The sequence below is a fragment of the Streptosporangium sp. NPDC002721 genome, from assembly GCF_042888905.1.
In the GTDB taxonomy this organism is placed as follows: domain Bacteria; phylum Actinomycetota; class Actinomycetes; order Streptosporangiales; family Streptosporangiaceae; genus Streptosporangium.
The window spans coordinates 12,299-36,484 of the sequence record NZ_JBIAQI010000019.1; the positions used below are offsets into that span (position 1 = coordinate 12,299).

Annotated in this window: 25 protein-coding genes; 10 read left to right on the forward strand and 15 right to left on the reverse strand. The window is 72.5% G+C overall.

Going from position 1 to position 24,186, the window contains the following annotated elements; all coding sequences use genetic code 11:
• Positions 1 to 71: 71 nt before the first annotated feature.
• The 6 genes from ACFYWM_RS26430 to ACFYWM_RS26455 form a co-directional block, all read right to left on the reverse strand.
• Positions 72 to 971 carry a phytoene/squalene synthase family protein gene (locus ACFYWM_RS26430; protein ID WP_389918388.1) on the reverse strand — a complete coding sequence of 300 codons (900 nt, stop codon included), beginning with the start codon at positions 969 to 971 and terminating at the stop codon, positions 72 to 74.
• Complete coding sequence (gene crtI / locus ACFYWM_RS26435; RefSeq protein WP_389918389.1) at positions 968 to 2,428, reverse strand: phytoene desaturase family protein; 1,461 nt, start codon at positions 2,426 to 2,428, stop codon at positions 968 to 970. Before crtI ends, ACFYWM_RS26430 begins: the two co-directional genes overlap by 4 nt.
• 524 nt (positions 2,429 to 2,952) lie before the next feature.
• Positions 2,953 to 4,677 carry a S8 family serine peptidase gene (locus ACFYWM_RS26440; RefSeq protein WP_389918391.1) on the reverse strand — a complete coding sequence of 575 codons (1,725 nt, stop codon included), beginning with the start codon at positions 4,675 to 4,677 and terminating at the stop codon, positions 2,953 to 2,955.
• Between the two features lie 303 nt (positions 4,678 to 4,980).
• Complete coding sequence (locus tag ACFYWM_RS26445) at positions 4,981 to 5,301, reverse strand: protealysin inhibitor emfourin (protein WP_389918393.1); 321 nt, start codon at positions 5,299 to 5,301, stop codon at positions 4,981 to 4,983.
• A gap of 293 nt (positions 5,302 to 5,594) precedes the next feature.
• Positions 5,595 to 6,611, reverse strand: a complete 1,017-nt coding sequence (locus tag ACFYWM_RS26450; RefSeq protein ID WP_389918395.1) for a GlxA family transcriptional regulator — start codon at positions 6,609 to 6,611, stop codon at positions 5,595 to 5,597.
• Entirely contained in the window at positions 6,599 to 7,252 is a 654-nt protein-coding gene (locus ACFYWM_RS26455) for an HD domain-containing protein (protein WP_389918397.1), read from the reverse strand. The genes ACFYWM_RS26450 and ACFYWM_RS26455 overlap by 13 nt, the downstream gene beginning before the upstream one ends.
• A 410-nt stretch (positions 7,253 to 7,662) precedes the next feature.
• Here ACFYWM_RS26455 and ACFYWM_RS26460 point away from each other — a divergent pair, with 410 nt between their 5' ends.
• Both ACFYWM_RS26460 and ACFYWM_RS26465 read left to right on the forward strand, forming a co-directional pair.
• Positions 7,663 to 8,241, forward strand: coding sequence for an RNA polymerase sigma factor (locus tag ACFYWM_RS26460; protein ID WP_389918399.1), 579 nt, complete (start codon positions 7,663 to 7,665; stop codon positions 8,239 to 8,241).
• Positions 8,238 to 9,119 carry a hypothetical protein gene (locus ACFYWM_RS26465; protein ID WP_389918401.1) on the forward strand — a complete coding sequence of 294 codons (882 nt, stop codon included), beginning with the start codon at positions 8,238 to 8,240 and terminating at the stop codon, positions 9,117 to 9,119. Before ACFYWM_RS26460 ends, ACFYWM_RS26465 begins: the two co-directional genes overlap by 4 nt.
• 116 nt (positions 9,120 to 9,235) lie before the next feature.
• Here ACFYWM_RS26465 and ACFYWM_RS26470 read toward each other — a convergent pair whose 3' ends face one another.
• Positions 9,236 to 11,170, reverse strand: coding sequence for a hypothetical protein (locus tag ACFYWM_RS26470; protein WP_389918403.1), 1,935 nt, complete (start codon positions 11,168 to 11,170; stop codon positions 9,236 to 9,238).
• Between the two features lie 245 nt (positions 11,171 to 11,415).
• Positions 11,416 to 11,868: an SRPBCC family protein gene (locus ACFYWM_RS26475; protein ID WP_389918405.1), complete on the reverse strand. Its 453-nt coding sequence runs from the start codon at positions 11,866 to 11,868 to the stop codon at positions 11,416 to 11,418.
• A gap of 31 nt (positions 11,869 to 11,899) precedes the next feature.
• Between ACFYWM_RS26475 and ACFYWM_RS26480 the strand changes: the two genes are divergently transcribed.
• From ACFYWM_RS26480 to ACFYWM_RS26495, 4 genes are all read left to right on the forward strand, one after another.
• A complete protein-coding gene (locus ACFYWM_RS26480) occupies positions 11,900 to 12,544 on the forward strand; it encodes a TetR/AcrR family transcriptional regulator (RefSeq protein WP_389918407.1) in 645 nt (214 codons plus the stop codon).
• Positions 12,545 to 12,818: 274 nt separating this feature from the next.
• Positions 12,819 to 13,250 (forward strand): hypothetical protein, encoded by a 432-nt coding sequence (locus tag ACFYWM_RS26485; RefSeq protein ID WP_389918409.1) that lies wholly within the window; start codon positions 12,819 to 12,821, stop codon positions 13,248 to 13,250.
• On the forward strand, positions 13,244 to 13,477 hold the full coding sequence (locus tag ACFYWM_RS26490) for a helix-turn-helix transcriptional regulator (protein WP_389918411.1): 234 nt from the start codon (positions 13,244 to 13,246) through the stop codon (positions 13,475 to 13,477). The genes ACFYWM_RS26485 and ACFYWM_RS26490 overlap by 7 nt, the downstream gene beginning before the upstream one ends.
• Entirely contained in the window at positions 13,474 to 14,427 is a 954-nt protein-coding gene (locus tag ACFYWM_RS26495) for an NAD(P)-dependent alcohol dehydrogenase (RefSeq protein ID WP_389918413.1), read from the forward strand. The genes ACFYWM_RS26490 and ACFYWM_RS26495 overlap by 4 nt, the downstream gene beginning before the upstream one ends.
• Positions 14,428 to 14,857: 430 nt before the next feature.
• On the opposite strand, the gene ACFYWM_RS26500 is transcribed toward ACFYWM_RS26495, so the two are convergent.
• The 4 genes from ACFYWM_RS26500 to ACFYWM_RS26515 all read right to left on the reverse strand — a co-directional run bounded on the left by ACFYWM_RS26500 (position 14,858) and on the right by ACFYWM_RS26515 (position 17,864).
• Positions 14,858 to 15,316, reverse strand: a complete 459-nt coding sequence (locus tag ACFYWM_RS26500) for a hypothetical protein (protein ID WP_389918415.1) — start codon at positions 15,314 to 15,316, stop codon at positions 14,858 to 14,860.
• A 162-nt stretch (positions 15,317 to 15,478) separates the two neighbouring features.
• A complete protein-coding gene (locus ACFYWM_RS26505; protein ID WP_389918416.1) occupies positions 15,479 to 16,705 on the reverse strand; it encodes an MFS transporter in 1,227 nt (408 codons plus the stop codon).
• Positions 16,706 to 16,828: 123 nt separating this feature from the next.
• Positions 16,829 to 17,389 (reverse strand): GNAT family N-acetyltransferase, encoded by a 561-nt coding sequence (locus ACFYWM_RS26510; protein WP_389918418.1) that lies wholly within the window; start codon positions 17,387 to 17,389, stop codon positions 16,829 to 16,831.
• A 208-nt stretch (positions 17,390 to 17,597) separates the two neighbouring features.
• The gene (locus ACFYWM_RS26515) at positions 17,598 to 17,864 is read right to left on the reverse strand and encodes a MerR family DNA-binding transcriptional regulator (protein ID WP_389918421.1); all 267 of its coding nucleotides are present in this window, start codon (positions 17,862 to 17,864) and stop codon (positions 17,598 to 17,600) included.
• Between the two features lie 173 nt (positions 17,865 to 18,037).
• Here ACFYWM_RS26515 and ACFYWM_RS26520 point away from each other — a divergent pair, with 173 nt between their 5' ends.
• From ACFYWM_RS26520 to ACFYWM_RS26530, 3 genes are all read left to right on the forward strand, one after another.
• Entirely contained in the window at positions 18,038 to 19,132 is a 1,095-nt protein-coding gene (locus ACFYWM_RS26520) for a PrsW family intramembrane metalloprotease (RefSeq protein ID WP_389918424.1), read from the forward strand.
• Between the two features lie 194 nt (positions 19,133 to 19,326).
• Positions 19,327 to 19,860: an RNA polymerase sigma factor gene (locus ACFYWM_RS26525; protein WP_389918427.1), complete on the forward strand. Its 534-nt coding sequence runs from the start codon at positions 19,327 to 19,329 to the stop codon at positions 19,858 to 19,860.
• 2 nt (positions 19,861 to 19,862) lie between these two features.
• Complete coding sequence (locus tag ACFYWM_RS26530) at positions 19,863 to 21,029, forward strand: CU044_5270 family protein (RefSeq protein WP_389918876.1); 1,167 nt, start codon at positions 19,863 to 19,865, stop codon at positions 21,027 to 21,029.
• Between the two features lie 66 nt (positions 21,030 to 21,095).
• On the opposite strand, the gene trpA is transcribed toward ACFYWM_RS26530, so the two are convergent.
• From trpA to trpM, 3 genes are all read right to left on the reverse strand, one after another.
• Positions 21,096 to 21,911, reverse strand: coding sequence for a tryptophan synthase subunit alpha (gene trpA / locus ACFYWM_RS26535; RefSeq protein WP_389918430.1), 816 nt, complete (start codon positions 21,909 to 21,911; stop codon positions 21,096 to 21,098).
• Positions 21,908 to 23,149, reverse strand: coding sequence for a tryptophan synthase subunit beta (gene trpB, locus ACFYWM_RS26540; protein ID WP_389918433.1), 1,242 nt, complete (start codon positions 23,147 to 23,149; stop codon positions 21,908 to 21,910). Before trpB ends, trpA begins: the two co-directional genes overlap by 4 nt.
• Before the next feature lie 226 nt (positions 23,150 to 23,375).
• Positions 23,376 to 23,540 carry a tryptophan biosynthesis modulator TrpM gene (gene trpM / locus ACFYWM_RS26545; RefSeq protein WP_386324324.1) on the reverse strand — a complete coding sequence of 55 codons (165 nt, stop codon included), beginning with the start codon at positions 23,538 to 23,540 and terminating at the stop codon, positions 23,376 to 23,378.
• Positions 23,541 to 23,686: 146 nt separating this feature from the next.
• Between trpM and ACFYWM_RS26550 the strand changes: the two genes are divergently transcribed.
• Positions 23,687 to 24,151, forward strand: coding sequence for a hypothetical protein (locus ACFYWM_RS26550; RefSeq protein ID WP_389918437.1), 465 nt, complete (start codon positions 23,687 to 23,689; stop codon positions 24,149 to 24,151).
• Positions 24,152 to 24,186 lie beyond the last annotated feature (35 nt).

Here is a 24,186-nt window from a genome sequence, read left to right on the forward strand (position 1 = left end):
CCCGACGACAGACGACACGGCGACGGGCCTCCCCATGACATGCCGCCCCGTGGCGGCCCCGTACGGCCCGTTCACGGGAGCTCGGCGATCAGGCGGCGTTCGGCGCGGTCGGCCGCGGACGCCGCGAGCAGGTGCCGCGCGAAGATCACCGCTCTCCTCCGCCGGGGTACGGCCACCCTCCCGCCGAGGACGTCGTAGCGAGCGTTCTCGATCCGGTCGAGGATGCCCCCGTACAGCTGGAAGGCCGCGCGGATGCACGGCCGGGAGGAGGGGGTCAGCATGCCGATGCCCTCCTCGGCCCGCGCGTAGTGGTCCCTGGCCCGCCGGGTCTGGAAGGCCAGCAGCTCGCGCAGGGCCGGGGTGGCTGTGTCGCGCCCCAGGTCGGCCACCGGCACCCCGAACTCCTTCAGGTCCTCCAGCGGGAGGTAGACCCGGCCGCGTTCCAGGTCCTCGGCGACATCGCGCAGGAAGTTGGTCAGCTGGAAGGCCAGCCCCAGCTGGCGGGCCGGTTCGCGGGCCTTCTCCTCCATGCCGGGCAGCGGTTCGAGGACGGGCAGCATCATGGTTCCGATCACCGCGGCCGAGCCCTCCATGTAGGCGAGCAGGTCGTCGTAGGTCTCGTAGCGGGTGACGGTCAGGTCGGCCCGCATCGAGCGCAGGAACGCGTCGATGTCCCCGTGCTCGACGCCGAAGGAGCGCACGGTCTGCGCGAACGCCGGGAGCACCGGGTCCTCGGTGCTCCCGCCCGCCAGGGTGGTGGCCAGCCGGGCGGTCAGGCCGTCGAGCGCCCGCGCCCTGTCGCCGGTCATCGTGAAGGAGTCCACGATCTCGTCGGCGTAGCGCGCGAAGCCGTACAGGGCGTGCACGTGCGGGCGCTTCCAGGCGGGCAGCAGCAGGGTCGCCAGATAGTACGAGCGGCCGTGGCGGGCGTTGAGCCTGCGGCAGAGCTCGTAACTCGCGGTCAGGCTCATCGGGCGCCCTCCAGCACGCGTTCGGCGGCGAGCCGGCCGGAGATCAGCACCGGGGGCACCCCCACTCCCGGCGCGGTGTACATCCCGGCGAAGTGCAGCCCGGGAACACGCCTGGCCGCGCCCGCGGGCCGGAACCAGGCCGTCTGGGTGAAACGGTGGTCCAGCGCGAACGGGGTGCCCGCCGAGTGGCCGAGCCGCGCCCAGGCGGGCGGGTCGAGGGTGAGTCTCGGCGCGGAGGACAGGTCGCCGTAACCGAGGTCGGCGAGCCTGCCGAGCAGCCGGTCCTCCAGGTGCGGGGTGAGCCGGTCCCAGTCGGCGCCGCCGCGCAGGTTCGCCGTCGGCTCCAGCACGGTGAGGGTGGCGTGGCCGCGCGGCGCCGCGCCGGTGTCGGACTCGGGATAGGTGACCAGCAGGTTCGGGTCGGGCTGTGGCCGCCCGGCCCGCAGCGCGTCGAAGGTGGCGTCCCACTCCCTGCCGAAGTGCAGGGTGTGGTGCGCCTGCCCGGCCAGGCGCCGGTCGAGGCCGAAGTGCAGGACCAGGCAGGAGGGCGAGTAGCGGGGGCGCCGGAGCCGCCAGTCGCCCGCGCCCTTCGGGAGCAGCCCGGTGTGGGCGCGGGACAGGTCGCAGGCGACCACGACGTTTCCCGCCGCCAGGCGCTCCCCGGTGTCGAGCCTCACCCCGGAGACGCCGGAGGACCCGGCCTCGACCTTCACGGCGCGCACCCCGTACCGGATCCGCGCGCCCGCCTTCTCGGCCAGCGCGGCCAGGGCACGCGGGATGGCGTGCATCCCGCCCTCACGCGGGAAGAACACGCCCCCGACGGTGTCCATGTGGGCGATGACCGCGTAGATCCCGAGCGCCCGCCGGGGCGGCAGGCCCACGTACAGCGCCTGGAAGGTGTGCGCCTTGACCAGCCGGTGGTCGGTGAGGTGGCTCCTGACGAGGGAGTCCAGGCTGCGGAAGCCGCCCAGCGCCGCGATGCGGGCCAGGACGCGCGGCCGGGCGAGGTGGCGCAGCCGCGTCATGTCGTGGTCGATGAAGGCGGGCCACTCCGCGTCGAACAGCTCGCCGAGCCGGGCGCGGAAGCGCCGGTACCTCTCGGCCTCCGCGGGGCCGCTCAGCGCGCGCACCCGCTCGGCCATCGCCTCCTCCCCGGCCACCACGTCAAGGTGGGAGCCGTCGTGGTAGCGCAGCCGGTAGTACGGGTCCAGCCGCCGCAGCGGGAGCGCGCTCTCCATGTCCTCCCCGGCGGCGGCGAAGACGTCGGCCAGGACCTCCGGCATGGTCAGCACCGAGGGGCCGGTGTCGAAGCGGTACTCCCCGAGGGCGGCCGTACCGCAGCAGCCGCCCGGCACGTCGCTCGCCTCCACGATCGTGACGTCCCGCCCGGCGGCGGCCAGCCGGACGGCGGCGGCCAGCCCGCCCAGACCGGCGCCGATCACCACCACCCGGCTCACGCGGTCCTCCCCGTCGCCAGGTCTCCGCGACCGGCCGGCGGAACCGCTCCTCGCCCGGTACGGGGGTCCGTCCGCTCACCGGGCCGATCGGCCTCACACGTGACAGCGGCCATGGGGCATCACTCCTTAGCGTCCATGGAGGACTTCGCGAACGATGCCGCGTCCGGATGCGTCCGGACGCGTCCGTGCGGCGGCATGCTCGCGGCCCATGACCGACGGCGTCGGGCGACCCATCCCCGGACGGGGCTACCGGTAAATCAACCCGTCGCGCAAGAAGGGGCAAAGGAAGCGATGAGGGCGCGAGAGAGACCAGGTCAGAGGTCGAGCGCGCGAGAACGCCGGGCCACGTACCGGGCAGCCGGCGGGAAGAACGGGTCAAGCGGCTTGTGCGGGTGTGCGGGTTGTATGGCCCGTCCCGATCGGGCACCCGCGACCGGGCCAGGCCGCCGCCTCGGGCGTGGGACGGCCGGTGACACCCGGCCCCTTCCCCGTACGGGGAAGGGGCCGGGTGCCCACGGTTCAGGTCAGCGGACCGCCCTGAGGGCGTCGACGATCCCGTGACCGTAGAAGCCGTTGCGCAGCACGTTTCCCTCGCAGGTGTGCGTCGAGGTCGCCGTGGTGCCGTCCGGCAGGTTCCTGGTGTAGGTGTAGGCGGGCGGGGTGGGGCAGGCCGTCCTGGTCGCGGTGCCCTTGAGGACCGTCTCCACGACGGCCGGGTGGAGCTTCTTGCCGCCGTGCACCCGGTCGCGCTGGCCGTACTTGCCGACGATCAGCGCGGCGACCCCGGCGGCGCGCGGGGAGGCCATCGAGGTGCCCTGGAGATACACGTAGTAGGCGCAGACGGAGCCCTTGCAGCTGCGGACCACGTTGGTGACGTTGGGCGTGCCGTCGGGGTTGAGCTGGCCGCGCGCCTCGGCCACGGACCGGGGGTAGGCCGCCAGCGTCGCCCTGGTGACGTCGCGGGTGTTGCCCGCGGTGTCGTAGACGTCGCCGCCGGGGGAGGAGATGTCGACGTAGCCGTTGCCGTAGTTGGAGTAGTACGACTTGCGCTTGCTGATGCCGGTCGAGGAGACCGAGATCACGTGCTTGCCCTCGCTCGGCATGGAGACGCAGCTCGGCGGGATCGTGCGCGTGTAGGGCACCTCACCGGGCACACCGGCGAAGTTGGGGCTGGAGGCGTCGACGATCGTCTTGGTGTAGTCGGAGGCGCCGTTGCCCGCCGCGGCCACCAGGGTCACGCCCTTGGCGTGCGCGTAGTCGAGCGCCCGCTGCATGGCCTTGATGACCGTGGCCTGCTCCTGCCGGTCCTCCGGGGAGTCGGCCGGGTTGTCGACGCAGTTGAACAGCCACGGGTCGACGTAGTAGCTCATGTTGACCACGTCGATGCCGACGTCGCCGGCGTAGGTCAGCGCGTCGATGCTGGGCTGCAGGAAGAAGTATCCGGAGTCCTGGCCGGCCCGCAGGTTCACGATCGAGGCCTTGGGCGCCACGCCCGACGTGCCGAGCCCGTTGACGGGCGAGGCGATCGACGACGCCACGTGCGTGCCGTGCTCGTTCTCGTCGACGTCCGCCGGGTCGTTGCAGGAGCCGTCGGGCTCGGCCTCGCACGGGCCGTCGACCTCGTTGCCGTCGGCGTCGACGGGGATGTCGACGGTGAAGTTGCGGCTCAGCGCGCGGTTGAAGTTCGGTGCGATGTCGGGGTGGGAGCCGTCGACACCGGTGTCGATGACACCGACCAGCACGCCCGGGTCACCCTGCTGGTGACGGTAGGAGCCGTCGACGGTCGCGTGGATCTGCTTCATGTCCCACTGGAGCTCCGACAGCGGCTCCGCGGCGGGGGCGGGCCTGCCGAAGGTGGAGGCGGCGGGCGCGCCGTCACCGGCCTTCTCCACCTCCCTCGACTGCACGATCGCGCGGCCGGTGCTCCCCCGCCTGGCGGTGGGCACGCTGCCGATGGACCGGTTGTGGGCGATGTCGTCGATCGAGGCGGCGTCGCGCACCGTCTCGGCGAAGCGGTCGTTCGTCGTGGTGATGGTGGCGACGCCGACCGCGGCGTTCTCCTTCAGAATGCTCCCGCCCGCCTCCCGGATGGCCCGCTGGGCGTCCGCGGGACGCGCGCCTTCCGCGTAGAGGACGACGTACTCGGCTTGCGCGCCCGGTTCGGCGGTCGCCTGCCGGGCCTGCGCCGGGGGCACCAGCGCGGCTGCCGTAAGGGCGGCGACAGCTGCGGTGATGATGACGCGTTTCACATATACCTCCGTATATCCGAAGAGCTCCCCGCAAATGTGATTTCACGCGCGCCGAACAATCCAGTCGTGCCCACATTTGCCGCCAAGGTGTAATAAAGCCAGCAGTCGCCGGGGAACCCGGAACTCCTGCGACCTGCACACGTTGGCGAATCATGCCATCGGGGAACCGTTACGCGGGAATTCTCGCGCCACAACCGGTGACAGCGTGGAGTTTCACATGGTCAAGCCTGCTTTTAGACGGGCGGATATGGGGACAAAAGTGTCACAGAGGGCGGAAGGGGCAGATGGAGGACAGGACGGGGCTCAGCCGGGCGGGCCGACCCGCTCCTGCCGTTCCGGCCGCGAGGTCACGTACGAGATGAGCGCGCGGAGCGGACCGGGCAGGTCGCCCTCGCGGGCGCGCGTCGCGAGCACCCGGCCGCCGTCCTCGACGGTCAGCTCGTAGTCGAAGCGGTCGGGCCGCCCCTCCGGGGGCGCCTGCCGCTCCGGCGCGCCGGACAGCCCGGCCCGCTCCACCCTGGCGCGCAGCTCGGCGGTGACCTCCGGCGCCAGCGAGGCGGAGTCGACCGTGATGACCGTGACGAGGCCGGCGATGCCGCCTCCCCGGACGATCGAGACCTTCATGAGAACGATCCTAGACGGACCCGCGCGGCCCGGCCGGTGCCGTCGTCGACGATCGGACGATGCCCGCCACCGGGTCGCGCCTCACCCGCGGCAGGCGCGCGAGGAGACGCGGGCGGCCTCCCGGCTCCTCGCGGCCTCCCGGCTCCTCGCGGCCTCCGGCTCCTCACGGCCTCCCGGCTCCTCACGGCCTCCCGGCTCCTCACGACCCCCGGCTCCTCACGGCCTCCCGGCTCCTCACGACCCCCGGCTCCTCACGGCCTCCCGGCTCCTCACGACCCCCGGCTCCTCGCGACCTACGCGCGGGTCACGGAGGCGACGGTGGCGGTGGCGACGGTGGTGCGAAAGCGTGCCCGGTAGGTGGTCGGGGCGATGCCCAGGGTGTGCTGGAAGACGCGGCGCATGGTCTCCGCGGACCCGAAGCCGGACTCCTCGGCCACCTTCTCCACCGGGTTGTTCCCCGCTTCGAGGAGGGCCTGGGCGGCCTCCAGCCGTACCGATTCGAGATAGTGCCCCACGCTCAGCCCCGTCTCGCGGCGGAAGAGCCTGCTGAGGTGACGGGCGCTGACACCGGCGCCACGGGCCAGGGACTCCAGGCTGTGCGGGGCGGCCGGGTCGGCCACGACGGTGTCCATCACGAGCCGCAGCACCGGGTGCGCCGCCTCGCGCGGGGCCAGGCGGGCGCTGAACTGGGACTGCCCTCCGGGGCGGGCCATGAAGACGACCAGCTCGCGGGCGACGTCGCGCGCGAGGGCGGCCCCGTGGTCGGCCTCGACCAGGGACAGCGCCAGGTCGATGCCAGCGGTGACGCCGGCGGAGGTGACGACGTGGCCGTCCCTGACGAACACCGGGTCCTGCTCGACCCGTACCCGGGGATAGGCGGCCGCCAGCTGCGCCGCGAGCCGCCAGTGGGTGGCGGCGCGCCGCCCGTCGAGCACGCCGGTCTGCGCCAGTACGAAGGCCCCGGCGCACACCGAGGTGACCCGCGCCGAGCGGCGGGCGAGCTCCGCCACCAGGGTGAGCAGGTCCTGGTCGGCCACGGCCCGCCGCCAGTCGTGGCGGCCGGGCACGACGACCGTGCCCAGTCGCGCGGGCAGGCTCTCCAGGGCCCCGTCCACCCCGATCCGCATCCCGGACGAGGTCCGCACGTCCGCGCCGGACGGGGAGACGACCCGGACCGCGTAACGGGCGCCGAAGCCGTTGGCCGTGGTGAGGACCTCGGCGGGACCGGTGACGTCCAGCAGCTGCACGCCGTCGAAGGCCGCCACCGCGACCACGTGCTCCGCCCGCCGCCGTGAGACTACTCGGCCCACGGGGAGTCCAGGATGGTGCGCACGAAGTCCCCGCGCACGAAACCGGGAACGTAGTGGGCGAGCACGTCGGCCTTCACGTTGCCGAACGTGGTCTCCGGCTTGTCCCTGATCCCCTCGGTGAAGGCTTCGAGGATGCGCCGCTTGAAGTCCGGGCGCGGGTGCAGGGCGACGACCGCCGCCCGGTCGGCCTCGCCGAGGTCGTCGTAGCCGATGCCCAGCACGTCGTACTCCACCCCCGCCGTCACCAGCGCCACCTCCGGCTCCATGAACTCGGGGATGCCCGGGGTGGTGTGCAGGGCGATCGCGGTCCACACCCGGCGGACGCCGTCCTCGGGCACCCGGTGCTCCCGGAGGAAACGGCGGGCCTCGTCGGCGCTGTCGACCTCGAACCGCCGCCCGCTGCCGTGGAAGGGCTCGCCCAGGCCCAGGTCGTGGAACATGGCCGCGACGTAGAGCAGCTCGGGGTCGAAGTCCAGACCCCGGTCGCGCCCCCGCAGGGCGCCGAAGAAGTACACCCGGCGCGAGTGGTCGTAGATCAGCTCGCTCGCGGTGTCGCGTACCAGCGCGGTCGCCTCCCTCGCCAGCGTCGAGTCCGGTACCCGTACCCCGGCCGGTGCGGAGAAGTCCCCGATCATCGCCATCACCCCTGCTCACGATGCCTGCCGGCCCCTCCGGCGGCACCTCCAATCTACGAACCGCCCGGCCACGGCGCCATGACCGTGGGGCCCTTTAACCCACAGATACGGACATCGACCATCGCCCGGAATCGACGGCGCGCCGCCGTCGGACGCCGGACCGCGCCGGAATCGCTGGAGGCTGTGATCTGCCCCCGTGGCCGGTGGAGTCGCGTTCGCGCTTTTGGGAGGATCGGACCGGATCCGGCGGCGGGTACAGGGTCGCAGCACGAGCCTCCGATGGGAGTATCGAAAACTGAGAACAACTCGGGTCGTCGCCGCGGCCCTCGCCCACGGGATCGCGATCTTCCTGCTGGCCGGTGGCGCGTCGCGACGGTTCGCGACACACCTGCGGGACTGCCGGACATGACCCAGGCATGAACGTCACCGACACCGGGCCGCCGCGCACCCAGCGCTTCGCCCACCTCTACGAGCAGACGTACGCCGCGCTGCTGCGGTTCGTCGAGCGTCGCGTCCAGCCCTCCCACGCCGAGGACGTGGTCGCCGACGTGTTCCTCGTCGCCTGGCGGCGCCTGGACGACGTGCCGGCGGCGGCGGACGAGGCACGGGCCTGGCTGTTCGGCGTGGCGCACCGCACCCTGCGCAACGGTCTGCGGGCCGACCGGCGACAGCAGGCGCTCACCGTCCGCATCGCCGACAGTCAGCTGACCGGCACCGAGGCGGCCGGGCTGGACCCCGAGCTGGTGGCACGCCGGCTCGACCTCGTCCGGGCGTGGCGGCGGCTCAGCCCGCGCCACCAGGAGACGCTCGCCCTGGCCGTGTGGGACGGCCTCACCGCCCCGCAGGCCGCGCGGGTGCTCGGCGTCTCCCCCGTCGCTTTCCGGCTCCGGCTCACCCGGGCCCGGCGTGCCCTGCGCCACCACGCGGACTCGGCCCCCGCCACCACGACCCGGCCCGTGGCGAACGCCACCGAGAACTCCCGGAGCACGCGATGAACGACATCCTCGGCCGCGCCCTGCGCGACCTCGACCCGGCCGTCACCCCCGCCGACCTGGACACCGGCACCGACCCCCGGGCTCGGGCCCTGCTGGCCCGGGTGATGGCCACCGACCCGACGGCGGCGCCCGAACCGGCGACCGGCGACCCTCGCCTGCCCGTCAGGCGTCTCACCGCCGTCGGCGCGGGGGTGGCCGCCGGCGTCGCGGCAGCGCTGCTGCTGCCCGGCGTGTTCGGCGGCGGCTCGGCGATGGCGGCGTGGACCGCGACGCCGCACCCGGTGAGCGGAGACCGGGCCGCCGACGCCCAGGAGAGGTGTCTCGACAACGCCCGCGACGCCGCCGAGCGCACGACCGGGCGCGAGTTCGGCTTCCGGCCCCTGGTGACCGAGGGCCGGGGGCCGTGGACGCTCGTCTACGTCAACGACGGCAGCAGCCACCTCGCCGAGATCACCTGCCTGCTCCACGACGGCGACCTCGTCGGCTCGACGGGCAGCACGCCGGGGCCCGGCGCGCGACCGCTTCCGCCGGTTCCCGCGGGATCGGCGCGGGCCGTCCTCGGCTCGGTCATGAGCACGAGCGAGGAGAGCGTGCGTACCGTGACCGGCAGGGTCGGTGCCGGCGTGGTGGGTCTGGAGCTCTCCACGGAGGCGAGGGGCAGCGTGACCGCGACCGTCACCGGCGGCTACTTCGCGGCCTGGTGGCCGGACGCGCCGGTGACGGAGCCGCGCGAGAACGCCTCGCCTCGTGGCGGTGTCAAGGGCGTCACGGCGATCCTCCAGGACGGGTCGCGGCACAGCGTCTCCCTCGAGGATCTCACCGGCCGGACGAGCGCACAGCTGAACACCCCGGCCACGGGCGGCTCCGCGCACGACTGACCCGCCCCCCGCACCGGCGCCGGGCCTCACGGTCCGGCGCCGGTTCTGACCGGCACCGACCTCACCATTGAGGCTCGTTTCACTTCCGGAGACGACCGCGGTCAACGCCGAACCCGTCAAAGGACGGCTCCACTCATCCACGGTGGTAGTCGCTCCGCGAGCAGGGCTCGCAGCTCCAGGTCCTCACTGATCGCGGTGACACCGCCCCAGTAGCTGTGGCGGCGGTCGTCGGCCAGGACATCCCTCATGATGGCCAGATGGCCCTCCGGCAGACCGTCGATGCCCGCGAGGGCTCGGGCGGCGGCCGACGCGACGGGGAGCGGGCGGCCTTCGAGAAGTTCGGCGATGGGGCGGATCAGGATGTGGGCACCCTCGCCCGGATCACCGGTGATCTTGATGAGGGCGTGGGCGGCCTCGTGGGCCGTCCAGGGGTCGAGGGCTTTGGCCAGCAGCCGCAGCGTCGGAACGTGGGCGGTGGCGTGCGGGCCGAGGTCGCCGAGGCGGCGGGAGACGTGGTGTTCCTCGCCGAGGCGGGGGCCGAGGATCCGCAGGGCGGGCTCGGGATCGCCGGTCACCCGGAAGTGTGCCCAGGCGATCTCGATGAGCGTCCGCCGCTCGCCCGTGCCGAGCAGCCGTTCCAGTTCGGGAGCGGCTTGCGCGGCTTGAGGGCCGATCTCGCCCAGTACCGCGGCGGCCCAGCCCCACTCGTCGCGTTCAAGGAGCGGGGTCAACTCCGGGACGACCCGCGCGACCTCGGTGGCTTGCGTAGCGGCCCACTCCGCGAGGATCTCCAGCAAGGACCGCCGGAGGTCGTCGGCGGAGTCCGGGCGCAGATGCGGGGAGAGCGCGGGGATCAGGGAGTGCGCCCAGGACGCGCACGGCGTCAGCAGCTCCGCGAGCGAGGGCGCGCTCGGCCAGAAGCTGAATCTCCCTGCGCGCTGTCCGTAGAGCGTGAAACCCGCCTTCGGCCGGGCGAGCAGGTCCAGAAGGCCGGGGACGGCGCGGTCGTCGCCGGACCAGGCCAGGCCCCACAGCGCGATGTCCGCCGAGGGCCCGTCCAGGTGGGCGGCCATGAGGTCGGCATCGTGGGCGTCCTCGCGACGGGCGTGCGCGGCGAGGATCCTCAGGGCGAGAGCCGGATCGTCCAAGGCGTCCACGCGACCGCGCAGCGCGGAGAGCACACGAGGCGCGCGCGTACGAACGAGCGCTTTGACCGCCGCGTCGACGCCCGCGACGCGCAGGCGCTGTTCAGGGCGGGCGAGCAGGACGATGCAGACCGCTTCGTTGTCGCGCCGGTCGAGATCGCGCAGCACGTTTCCGGTCGCGTGGCCGGGGTCGCGCGAGGCGAGGTTGCTGTGCGGCAGTGGAACGGGCCCGGCTGCGAGCCCCGCGATGATCGGGGCGGTGGGGATCGGGCGGCCGGGGAGTGCCTTGGCCAGAGCGAGGGTCGCGTACATCGCGTGGTGGGTGTCGGCACCGTCCGCCTGGTCGCGAAGGAAGACGAGGACCTCGGGCAAGACGGCCACCGAGAGGCGCTCCACGAGGCTGCCGAGGGTGAGCAGCATGTCGGTCCGGACCGAGACATCGGGGTCGGGCCACCCGGCGACGAGCGCCCCGGCGACCTCGTCAGGGTCCTCGGTGTCTTCACCGAGAGCCCAGATCGTCCCGGTCCGGACTGCCGGGTCCTGATCACCGAGCAGGGCGAGCAGGCCGGGGCGCGCCCGCGCCCACGCCCCGGGCCAGTCGGCGGCCACATAGCGGGCGGCGACCACCGCGGCCGTCCCCGCGAGGCACGCGATGATCTCCAGCACCTCCGGACGGCACCGGACACGCGGCGACCCGGCGGCCTCCACGAGGAAAGGCAGGATCGCCGGGGCGGCCGTGCAGACGAAGCCGCCCTGGTGGTGAAGCTCATTGAGGAGCTCATCGACTGCCTCGAACGCCTCGTCGCCGCCGAGAAGGGAACGCAGGAGAGCGGGCACGTCGCAGCGACCCCAGTAGGCGTAGGTGAGCTCACCCCACGCGATGTCGTCAACACCCTCAAAGATCACGTAACGACCATAACGCTTGGCCGGATCGGGAAAAGGTGGTGCGCCGCGGCTACCGGCAGGCGGTATGACCCGCGGCCCGTTTCCGCCGAGTTCCAGTGGCATCCCGGGAACGAGGCGCCGGTGTCGGCGAGCGCGACGACGACCTGGCCGGTGAAGACGGGGCCCGGCAGGAGCGGCCCCCCACGTCGCCCCCACCATCGTCGGCCAGACGTCTCGGGTGACCAGCCCTTCGGCCGGTCGGCTCCTCAGCTCTCCAGTCGCCGCTTGGCCCCGCGCATCTCCTCACGTACGTCGGCGGGCAGCCTGCGACGCAGGATCGGCTCCAGCGGCCAGCGGAGGAAGGGTGCGAAGTCGATCGAGATCATGCGCCTCACCCTGGAGACGCCGTCCGCGACGGCCTCGGCCTCGAAGGAGGCGCTGAAGCGGGACAGCCGGTGGTTCAGACGGTTGCGGGGCAGGGGGGCGTACCGGACGTCGACGCGCAGGCCCGGGGTCAGGCGCATCTGGGAGACCAGCTTGGGCGCGGGGCCCGGGATGCCCGGCAGAACGGGACGGAACCTGAACTCCACGAGGTTGTCGACGCGGCGCACCCAGTCGATCGAGCCGATCTTGTCGTCGATCTCGGCATAGCGTCCGACGTCCATGACGAACTCCAGGTATTCGTCCGGCGTGCAGTGGATGGTCTCTTGCACGATCACGTGAACCATAGAAAGAGAGTACTCTCTCACTATGGCGAGAACGACCCCCGGCGTGACCCGGGAGCGCATCCTCGACGAGGCCGTCCGGTTGTTCGCGCTGCGCGGCTACGACGCGACCTCCGTGGCCGACATCCAGCAGGCCTGCGGGCTGGCCGGCGGCTCCGGAGCGCTCTACAAGCACTTCCCCTCCAAACGGGCCCTGCTGGAGGCGGCCGTACGGCGCAATCTGAGCACGATGGCGCACAGGAGACAGCAGGTGGTGGAGCGGGTTCCGGCCGATCCACGCCAGGCGCTGCGCCTGATGGCGCGAACGGTGTGGGACGTGATCGAGGGCGACAGGGATCTGGTGCGCATCATGCTGCGCGAGTTCACCGCGTTCCCCGAGATCTTCGAGCCGATGTGGCAGGGCGTGCTGGCCACCCTCTATCGCGAGTGCGCCGCCTGGATCGAGGCTCAGCGGGCGCTGGGCGTGGTGGAGGCGGCCGACCCGGAGGCCACGGCCGCCGTGCTCCTCTCGTCACTGACCTACTTCCCGCTGCTGGAGCTCCTCATCGGCCACACACCGGGCGAGCTGGGCCGGGAGGCGTTCCTCACGGCGTGGACCGAACACGCGGCCCGCACGCTGGCCCTGCGAACGGACCCGGACCCGGACCCGGACTCTCCGGCGGCGAGCTGAGCGGCGGCCGCCGCCGGAGAGGCCCAGGCGTCCGTGGAGACGCGCGCGAGCCCGCTCCAGGAGCGTCACGTGTTCCGGCCGCCGGACGTCCGGCCCGCGCCTTCGCGAAGCCCGCGGCCCGGTGCGACCCGCGCCGTCCGGCCGGTCATGGACGTCTTCCAGCGACACCCCGCCGGGCGCCACGGCGCGTCCGTGCGTGTAAATAAACTTTGACATGATGTCCGGGACGTCTTACATTGATTGATGTCAGCTTTGTTTTACACGAGGAGCCCGCATGGCCTTCGAGGAAAAACGTGCCTGGGTGATGATCGTGGTCTCCGTCGGCGCGTACGCGATCTACGTGGTGACCGTCCTGAGCAGGGCCGGCGACGGCCCGCTCGCCGACGTCGCCTACGCGGGAGCCCTGCTGTGGACCATCGGTGGCGCCGTCGTCGCCGCGATCGTGGCCAACATCGCGATGGCCGTCGCGGGCGGCCACGGCTCCGACCGCACCGACGAGCGCGACCGCGAGATCAACCAGGTCAGCGAGCGCATCGGGCAGTCGATCCTCGTCGTCGGCGCGCTCGCCGCGCTGGTCATGGCCGTCTTCGAGCTGCGCCACTTCTGGATCGCCAACGCCATCTACCTGGCGTTCCTGCTGTCCTCGGTGCTCAGCTCGTTCACCAAGATCGTGGCATACCGCAAGGGCGGCTTCCAGACGTGGTGAAGCCGACGCGGGTCACCAACGCGATCCGGGCCCTGCGGTTCGCGCACGACGAGATGACCCAGGCCGAACTGGCCGACCGGGTCGGCGTCACCCGCCAGACCATCATCGCGATCGAACAGGGTCGCTACTCCCCCTCACTGGAGATGGCCTTCCGCATCGCCCGGGTCTTCCGGGTCGGGCTCGACGACGTCTTCCAGTACCCCGACACCGAAGGAGACCTCCCATGAAGGCGATCGTCCAGGACGAGTACGGCCCGCCGCGCACGCTGAGCCTCGGCGAGGTCCCGATCCCGACGCCCGGCGCGGGCGATGTGCTCATCCGGGTGCGCGCGGCCGGCGTCGACTACGGCGTGTGGCACCTCATGACCGGGCTGCCGCTCATCGGCCGCCTCGGCTTCGGCCTGCGCCGGCCCCGCAGGCGCGTGCCCGGCATGGACGTGGCCGGCGTCGTGGAGTCCGTCGGCGCCGACGTGACCGCGTTCCGCCCCGGCGACGAGGTGTACGGCGAGGCGACCGGCGCGTACGCGCAGTTCGCGCTCGCCCGCCCGCACAAGCTCGCCCGCAAGCCCGCCAACCTGAACTTCACCGAAGCGGCTGCCGTACCCGTGTCAGGGGTGACCGCGTTACGGGCCGTCGGCCAGGTCACCGCGGGCCAGAAGGCACTGGTCATCGGCGCCGGGGGCGGGGTGGGCAGCTTCGCCACGCAACTCCTGGCCGCCGGCGGCGCCCACGTCACCGCCGTGTGCAGCACGGCCAAGGCCGACCTCGTCCGGTCGCTGGGCGCCCAGGCCGTCATCGACTACACGCGCGAGCCGCTCACCGGGACCTACGACCTGATCGTCGACATCGCGGGCATCCGTCCGCTGCCCCTGCTGCGCGGGCTGCTCACCGAGCGCGGCCGGCTCGTCATCGTCGGCGGCGAGGGCGGCGGCCGCTGGTTCGGCGGACTCGGCCGGCCGCTGGCCGCCCGCCTGATCACCCCGTTCATCCGCCAGCGTCTGGACGCGCCGATCTCGCTGACCCGCACCGCCGGCCTGGACACACTGCGCGACCTCATCGAGGCCGGGGCCGTACGACCGGCCGTCGGACGCACCTACCCCCTGGCGGAGACCCCCACCGCGGTGAGCGACCTGGCGGCGGGCAACGCACCCGGGAAACTCGTCATCACCGTCGACTGACCCCGGAAAGCCGGGATCGGCGTCCAGCGCCGAGCCCCGGCGCAGAAGCGCACCTGACGCCGGCCGGTCGCGAGGGCACCGGGAACGACCGACGGGTCGTTCGGCTTCGCCGATACACCGGCCACGGCAGGCGAACACAGGCCGGCGGCCACGGACCGGCTGTCGGGCGAGGCCCGAAACGCCTCAGCCTGACGACAGGGGGCGGGCATTGAGGTCACCACCGTAAATGGGTGAGACGCATATCCCATTTTCGACAGAAGTATCGTATTTTTCCCAGGCCGAAGACCGGCGTTCGCGATCGGCCGCACCCGCCCGGCGGGGACGTCACAGCAGGCCGCCGTCACCGTCGCCGCAGAACGGCGGCCCCGCACGGAGCGCGCAGGCGCCGGTTTCCGGTCCGGTGTTCCTCATCCCCCGGAACGAGCCCGGTTCACTTCAAGGTGTACTTGCACGAACTCTCGCCGCCGTCGTTGGTGGCGACCTCCTCGCCGTCGACGAGGATGCGGCACCCTGCCGGTTTGAGCATGCGGTCGGAGTCGCGGACCGCCCCAGGGATGACGGAGAGCGGATAGCCGACCTTCTGCTCGGCCTTGGTGAGCTCGACCGTCACGGTCTTCTTCCAGGGGAGGGTGACATCCGACTCGCTGCCGTTGGTGTCGGCGAAGTACGCGATCGGCTGGTAGAGCTTGCCCTTGCCGTTCACCTCCAGCGTGACCTCGTAGGTCTTCGTCCGGGGCGCGGCGGACCGCGTGGGCGACTCGCTCGAGGGGGAGGTCGCGGCGGGGGGTGACGCGGACGCCGCCTTGTCGGTGCCACCACAGGCGGTGACGGTCAGAGCGACCATCGCGAGCAGTCCGATGCCTCGCCTGTTCATCATCAATGAGGACATGGCGGCCAAGATTATCGATGTCCATGAGCGGTCGCGCGCGGTTTGACGCCATACGTGTCATCCGGCCCGGCGCCCACCCGGCGAACAGCGCCCCCCTTGAAAGCGCTGCCGGGAGCGGCTTCCGGAACGTCGCGGGCGGTGGCCTCCTCGGTACCGGGCGTCTCAGTCGTCGTGGGCGATGAGCATGAGCTGCCGCCACAGCAGCACCACGAACACCGCCGAGCCGGCGAAGGCGAACCAGAAGGGCGCCGCGACGCCGAAGCGGGTGGCCAGCACACCGCCGATCAACGAGCCGACCACCAGACCGGCGTAGACGCAGACGGTGTTGACGCTGCCCACCCGGCCCTGCAGCTCGCGCGGGACCGCGCGCTGGCGGACGGTGACCGAGGTCGTGCCCCAGATGAACGCGTGCGCGCCGAAGACCAGGAAGATGCCCCCGGCGACCCATGGCGAACGGGTCAGGGCCAGGCCCAGGTGAGTGAACGTCTCGATGACGAGCCCGATCCGCATCAGGGCGCCCAGGCTCACCCTGCGGGTGATGGCCCCGTACAGGCCGGTGCCGATCAGGCCGCCGATCCCGCCGACGGTGGTCATCAGGCCGAAACCCAGGGCGCCGAGGCCGAGCCGCTCCTGGGTGTAGAGGACGAGGACCGACCAGGCCGCGCCGAACGTGAAGTTGAAGATCAGGATTGTGAGCGCCAGCGTACGGACCGCCGCGTGCCGGACGGTCCAGCTGAACCCGGCGACCAGCTCCCGTACGGTGTCGGGCGCGAGATCGTCGCCCTGCCGGTCGCGCGGCGGCGGCGTGATCCGGGAGACCAGGACGATCCCCGCCGCCACCAGGAGCAGCTGGGCCGCGAACGGCCAGGTCAGGCCCAGGCCGAACAGTGCCGCGCCGATCGGCGGCCCGGCGAGCTGGTTGAGCGTGATGAACCCCGTGCCCAGGCGGGCGTTGGCGATGACGAGATCGTCCCTGTCGACCATCATGGGAGTCAGGGTGGCCGTCGCGTTGTCGGCGAACACCTCGGCGACGGACCGGAGCGTGAGCGCCACCAGCGCCGTCGCCACGGTCACGGTGCCGCTCACCATGAGCGCGACGAGCGCCACCAGCACCGCGGCCCGCACCGCGTTCGCGACGAGCACGATCCCGCGCCGGTCGTGCCGATCCGACAGCACGCCCGCGTACAGGCCGAACAGCAGTGGCGGCGCCCAGCTCACCAGGGCCGACAGCGAGATCAGCAGCGGGTCGCGGGTCAACGTCGCGATCAGCAGCGGGCCCGCCGCCGCCGCGATCCCGTCACCGAGGTTCGTCAGCCAGCTCGAGGCCAGCAACCACCGGAATCCCTCTCCCAGCCGGGCAGGCAGGACTCGCTCCATCACTGTGATCACGAGCGCAGAACAATACGTTTCAGGAGCGTCCGTGGCAACGCGTTTTCGCGCCGTACGCCGAGGAGGGCCGTGCGCCAAGGAGGGCCGCGGTGCCCGCGTGAGCCGCCGTGCCGGATACCGGGATCAGGCCCGGAAGACGGACAGGGAGGCCGAGCAGAGGGTCTGCTCGGCGCCGTACTGCTCGAACGTGCCGATGGGGCGGAAGCCGAGACGGTTGGCGAGTCTCAGGGATCGCTCGTTCGCGGTCCGGGTCACGAGCAGGACCGGCTGGTCGGGGAGTTCGGCGGCGGCGGCGCGCAACGCGGCCGCCGCGGCCTCGAACGCGAACCCCGCGCCCCACGCGCCGCGCCGCAGCACGTAGCCCAGTTCCAGCTCCTCGCCCCCCTCGGTGACGTGCCCGGGGCCGTCGGCCGGCCGGCGGGCGAGCATCAGTGTCCCGATGAACCGGTTCGTCGTGTTGTCCGCGATGACGTAGTTGCCGGGCCTGGACGTCGCGCCGGCGATCGCCGCGTCGAAGCGCCGCTCGACGTCACCCCGGGGCTGGGGACCGCCGATGTACGCCTGGACCTCGGGGTCGGTCGAGAGCTCGACGAATCCCTCGCGGTCGCTCTCGTGCAACGTCCTGCGAAGCAGGAGCCGCTCCGAAAGGACCTCCGTGGCGGACAGCGTGCGCGACTGGCTCATAGGCCCGTGATCATAGAACACGGGCCCCTTGTCCGGGCCGCCGTCCTCGCCCGCGCCTGCGGCGTTGACGCGCACCCGGCCTCCAGCTCGGGTCGCACGCTCCGGACGCGAACAGGGCCGTCCCGCCGCCGTGGAACCCACACCGGCCGGGCCCGGGCCGCCGCCGCCCTCGACCGGCGGGAGAGCGCCCCTCGGAGACGGGCTCAGATCAGACCTGCCGATTTCCAGATGCGTACGAGCACGTCGAGCTGTGCCGGGTTGTAGAGATCGAGCAACGCCTCGACGACGGTGCCGGCGGCGGCGTCGCGCCCGGATGGCGAATCTGCAGGAGCCGTACCGGATGCTCGGTGCGGTAGACCTTGTAGCCGTTCGACAGCCGTTCCGGCTCGTCGAGCAGGCCGATCTCGTGATAGTGCCGCACGGTTCGCAGGGTCGTCCCGGCGAGCCGCGCGATCTCCCGCGTGCTCCAGCCCATCCGGCCCCCCTACGCGACTCGCGACCTCGGATTTGAGTATGCCGCAACGGCACGGTGTCTCCTGACCTCCTGAAAGGCGACCGCGCGGGGCGGCGCCGGAACGAGGAGAGGGAACGGGAATGCGGGAAAGAACTTCGGGGTCCGGGCGAGGCCGGACGTGGATCCTCTGGCCCGTGTCGGCGGGTGCCGCGTGGCTGGCGTCCGTGGCCTGGGTGGCCGGCCGGATCGGGGTGGACGGGCTGGTCGCCGGTCTCCTGCTGTCCGCCGTCGTCACTCCCCTGGTCGTGGGCGCGTTCCTGTGGCTCGACCGCTGGGAGCGCGAGCGTCCACGCCGTCTCGTCTCGGCGTTCGCGTGGGGCGCCTCGATCGCGGCCTTCTGCTCGATCTGGTCGCAGGAAGGGCTCCAGGCGCTCGTCGACACCACCGTGGGCACCGATTTCGGCGCGTGGTTCCGGCCGCTCGTGATCACCCCGGTCACCGAGGAGGTCTTCAAGGGCCTGTTCCTGGTGTGGCTGCTGGTCCGTCCCCGCGGGCAGATCACCGGCCTGCTCGACGGCGTCGTCTACGCGGGGCTCGCCGGCGCCGGATTCTCCTTCACGGAGAACATCCTCTATCTCGGCCGTACCGTCACCGCCTTCGCCGCGTCGGACACCTCCGACGTGAACGCGGTCGCCCTGTTCGGCGCCAGCCTCTTCCTGCGCGTGGTGATGGTGCCGTTCTTCCACCCGCTCATGGTCGCCGTGTTCGGGCTCGGCGTCGCCGCCGCCGCCACGAGCGGGCGCGGCGGGGCCGCACGCGCGGGGCTCGCTCTCGCGGGCCTGCTCGTCGCGATCACGCTGCACGGGGTGTGGGACTGGGCGGGGCTCGCCGGAGGCGACCCGTACCTGATCTACAAGATCTACGGAGCCGTGATGGTGCCGGTCTTCGTCGCGATGACGGTCGTGGCGCTCGTGCTGCGCGGGCGCGAGGGGAGGATGATCGCCGCGGCCCTGCCGGTTCTCGCACGCGACGGGCACATCGCTCCCGAGGAGGTGGCATCGCTCGCGGACCTCGCGGAACGCCGCCGCGGGCGGCGAGACGCACGTCGCCGCTCGGGCCGGGCCGCCGCTCGCGCCACCGGCCGCTACCAGGCCGAGGCGAGCGCGCTCGCCATCCGGACGGCACGCGCGCGGGCCACCGGCGACCGGGAGGGGCTCGACGAGCGAGCACGGGCGACGGCCGCCGCCAGGGCGCGCATGCTCGCCGCGCTCGCGGGATCGCCCCGCTGAACGGCTCTGTCCCCTGTTCCGGTGTTCGCAGGGAGGTGGGCCCGGGGAACGCGGTGACGGCCAGGGGCGATCCCGGTGCTCCGGCGGCCCCCGGCAGGGTCCTCAGAAGATCATCGAGAACCTGCCGGCGATCGGTAATGCTCCCGATTTTCCGGACATGGACGGGTGACCGATGATTCACGGGAGGAGGCCGAATGGGATCCGATCCCCATGGCCGGTTCGTACAGATATACGAACACGCCTATCGCCCCATACTCGGCTACGTGCTGCGCCGGTGCCAGAACACCGACGACGCGGCCGACGTGGTGGCCGAGACGTTCGCCGTCGCGTGGCGGCGGATCGACGAGATCCCGCCGGGGGACGAGGCCAGGCTCTGGCTGTACGGCGTGGCCCGCAGGGCTCTGGCCAACCACCGCCGCGGCGAGCTGCGGCACGAGCGGCGCACCGCCGCGCTGCGCGAGCAGATCGCCGCCTCCCCCGCGCTGTCCGGACCGCCCCCGGCTGAGTACACACAGCTCGGCCGGGTCTTCAGGAGCCTGAACGACGACGACAGGGAGCTGCTGTCGCTGGTCGCCTGGGAGAGGCTCGACACCGAGCAGGTGGCCCGCACGCTCGGTATCACCCGCAACGCCGTACGTGTCCGGCTGCACCGCGCACGCAAACGGTTCACGCACGCCCTGGACGACGCGGGGATCGACCTTCCGCTCTTCGAGAGGAGCGCACTGTGAACATGGACGATCTCGCCAGGGTGCACGACGAGGACCTGGGCCGCGAGCCGGCCGGGCAGGCGTCCGGAGCGGGGGCCCGGGCGCTGCTCGCCTCGATCATGTCGGAGCCGCCGGGGCGGGGCGGCAGGCCGCGCGCCACGTGGTTGCGCGGGCCGATACCGTGGCTGGCGTCGGCGGCGAGCGTGGCCGCCACGGTTCTGGTGGTCACTATGGTGACGGCGCCGGACGGGCGGCGGCCGAGCCCCTCGCCGGCGGCCGCGACCGGCGCGCAGCCCCCGGCCCGCCAGATGCTGCTGTCCGCCGCCACCGCGGCCGCCGCCGCGAAGGACCCCGGGCCGGGCGCGTACTGGCGTGTCAGCGTGGTTTCCGGCATGGACGCGATCTCCCCGGATCGCGGATACGTCATCAGACGGCTTTTCTCCAACGACCACTGGCTGGCGCGCCGGCCCGGGTCGCAGAGCTGGCGGATCACGCAGTCCCTCGGCGCGAAGCCGCTCACCCCCGAGGACCGGGCCGCCTGGCGGAAGGCGGGCTCGCCGACCCGGTGGAGCTACCCGATGGACATGACCGGATACGTCGGAGCCGTCTCGTTGGAGTCGGTACTGGCCAAGACGGAGGGGAGGAGGGTCGAACGGCTGCGCGGCGGCTGGAAGGGCTCGGGCGGGTATCTGGCCAGGGAGCTCCTCACCTGGGAGGAGCTCCGCCGCGTTCCGAGCGGCGAGGGGGAACTACGCGCCTACCTCGAACAGCGCCTCGCCGCCCAGATCAAGGCCGGCCGTGCCCCTCAGGACCCCCGTTCGCCGGAGGAGGCCCTGGGGGAGCTCTGCGTGCAGATCATCTTCGGCCTGCCCGTCTCCCCCGCCGTCCGCGCCTCCGCCTACCGCATCCTGGCCACCCTGCCCACGCTGAAGTCCCTGGGCGAGATGAAGGACCCGCTGGGCCGCACGGGCGAGGCGTTCGGCTACCGGCCGGCTCCCGGATCCGGGCGGGAGAACGCCCATGAGGTCGCCTGGATGATCGACCCCGCGACGGGCCTGCTGCTCACGGCCCTGACGACGACCACGGTCAAGCTCGCCGACGGCCGTACGGCGAAGACCATCGGCTTCAAGGCCTACCAGCGGGTGGGCTGGACCGACGCCGAGCCGCCGCTGCCCGCCGGGCGCGATTGACCCCTTCTCTCGAACGGGGAAGACGGAGGTCTTCCCCGTTCTCGCGGTCGTGGCCCCGTACCGCCGCTACCTTCCCTCGCGAACCCCCCGGGCCAGTGCGGCGGTGAGGGCGCGCAGGGACGCCAGGCCGGTGGTCTCGTCGGGGGCGTCGAGGAGGGCCTGGACGAAGGCGGTGCCGACGACCACGCCGTCGGCGAAGCCCGCCACCTCGGCGGCCTGGCCGGGGGTGGACACGCCGATGCCGACGCAGACCGGCAGCTCGGTCGTCGCCCTGGTCCGCCGTACGAGGTCGGCGGCCGAGGCGCCGACGCTCTCGCGGACGCCGGTGACGCCCATGGTCGAGGCGGCGTAGACGAAACCGGAACCGGCGGCGGTGATGCGTCTCAGCCGTTCGTCCCCGGTGCTGGGCGCGACGACGAAGACGGTCGCCAGGCCCCGCTCACCGGCGTGGTCGCACCACGTCGCGGACTCCTGGACGGGCAGGTCGGACAGGATGCAACCCGCCCCGCCCGCGCCGGCGAGCTCGGCGGTGAAGCGCTCGACACCGTAGCGGGCGATCGGGTTCCAGTACGACATGACCAGGACGGGCTTGCCCGTGGCGGCGTGGACCTCGCGGACGGTGCGGATCACGTCGGCGATCTTGAGGCCGCCGCGCAGGGCGAGGTCGTCGGCGGTCTGGATGACGGGGCCGTCCAGGACCGGGTCGCTGTGCGGCAGCCCGACCTCGACGATGTCGGCGCCGGAGTCCAGGACCGTCCTGATCGCCGCGATGCCGCCGTCGACGGTCGGGAGACCGGCCGGGAGGTAGGCGACGAGCGCGGCCCGGCCCTCGGCCCTGACGCGGGCGAAGGTGTCGTTCAACAGCTGGAGGTTGCCGCTCACCTGGACTCCCCGTCGGTGTCGTACAGCCCGAAGTAGCGGGCGGCGGTGTCCATGTCCTTGTCGCCGCGGCCGGACAGGTTGACCAGGACCAGACCGTCCCGGCCGAGCTCCCCGCCGACTTCGAGGGCTCCGGCCAGGGCATGGGCGCTCTCGATCGCCGGGATGATCCCCTCGGTGCGCGACAGGAGCCGGAACGCCCGCATCGCCTCGTCGTCGGTGACCGGGAGATACTCGGCGCGCCCGAGGTCCTTGAGATGGGCGTGCTCGGGGCCGATGCCCGGGTAGTCCAGGCCGGCGGAGATCGAGTGCGGCTCGGTGATCTGGCCCTCCTCGTCCTGGAGCACGTAGGAGCGCGAGCCGTGCAGGACGCCCGGCTCGCCCGCCGACAGCGTCGCCGCGTGCTCGCCGGACTCGATGCCGTGCCCGGCGGCCTCGCAGCCGACCAGGCGCACACCGGCGTCGGGCAGGAAGGCGTGGAACAGGCCGAGGGCGTTGGATCCGCCGCCGACGCACGCGACCGCCGCGTCGGGCAGGCGTCCGGTGCGCTCCAGGAGCTGGCGGCGGGCCTCGACGCCGATGACGCGCTGGAAGTCGCGGACCATGGCCGGGAACGGATGCGGGCCCGCCGCCGTGCCGAACAGGTAGTGCGTGGACTCGACGTTGGCGACCCAGTCCCGGAACGCCTCGTTGATGGCGTCCTTGAGGGTACGGGACCCGGATGCCACCGGGACGACCCTCGTGCCGAGCATCCGCATCCGGGCGACGTTGAGCGCCTGTCGCTCCATGTCGACCTCGCCCATGTAGACGACGCATTCGAGGCCGAACAGGGCGCAGGCGGTGGCCGTCGCCACGCCGTGCGACCCGGCGCCCGTTTCGGCGATCACCCGCGGCTTGCCCATCCGCCGGGCGAGCAGGGCCTGCCCGAGGACATTCGTGATCTTGTGGGAGCCGGTGTGGTTCAGGTCCTCGCGTTTGAGGAACATCCGGACGCCACCGGCGTGCTCGGCGAACCGGGGCACCTCGGTCAGGGCGCTCGGCCGCCCGGTGTAGTCGGCGAGCAGCGCCCCGAACTCGGCGGTGAACCGCGGATCGGCCTTGGCCTTCTCGTACTCCTCGGCGACCTCGTCCACCGCGGCGACGAGCGCCTCCGGGATGAACTTGCCGCCGAACGCGCCGAAGTAGCCCTCGGCGTCCGGGGCTCGGCCTTCGGGGGCCGGGATGAAGAACGTGCTGGACATGCGACAACTCCTCCGCCGGGGCGGGTGCCCCGGCCGTCAGGTCAACGGTGGTCACCGGTCGCGTCTCCACGCAGAGGGGCAGGGCTCCCGCCTTCTCAGCCATCCCGGCGACCCCGGCCACCCCGGCGGCACCCGCGAGCCCGGACGCGCCGGAGGCGTCGAGGACCTGGCAGGGGGCGGCGGATGGATCGGGAAGGAGGACTGTGGACGGGCGGAGGAGAACTCCTCAGACGCCCTGCGTCATGCGCGGCGCGCGAAGCCATCGCATGCCGTTGACCTGGCCGGGGTCGGAGCCGATCGCGTACCGGACCCGCCGGCCGTGCACCCGCCGCGCGGGCGCCCGGCAGCCGCGAGGGCGGCAACCAGGGGCAAGACGTGCGGCGACGGACATGTCTCGGAGCCTACCGGAGTCAGCGGTCGTCCTGGCGTCGGGATATCGGTCCTTTGTCCGGGGTCGACAGGTGAATTCGAAGATCGTTGGGCCACGTCGGGCAGTAGGCTGGCCGCAGTCCGCCCGCGACGCTGAAGGAGCCACCGATGACCGAAGACCCGACGATGACCCGGATCGGCCAGGGGGTGGAGCTGCACCACCACCAGGGTCAGCGTGAAGCCGCTCGCGACCTGTTCGCGAAGATCTGGGACGACATCGGCGGCGAGCAGGGCGATCCGCTGCATGTCTGCGTCCTCGCCCATTCGATGGCCGACGTGCAGGACGACGTACGGCAGGAACTGATGTGGGACCTGCGGGCGCTCGCCGCCGTCGGCATGATCACCGACGAGCGGGTGGCCCAGGCCGGGGTGCCGCTCTCGGTGGCCGGCCTGTATCCGTCGCTGCACCTCAACCTGAGCGACTGCTATCGCAAGCTGGGCGACCTCGACAGTGCCCGCGAGCACCTCCGGCAGGCGCGGGCCGGGATCGGCGCGCTGAACGACGACGACTACGGACGGCTCATCAAGGGGGGCCTGGAGCAGCTGGCCGAGCAGCTGGACAAGACCGTCTGACCGCGTCCCGGCGGATCCGGATCGCGCCGGGGCGA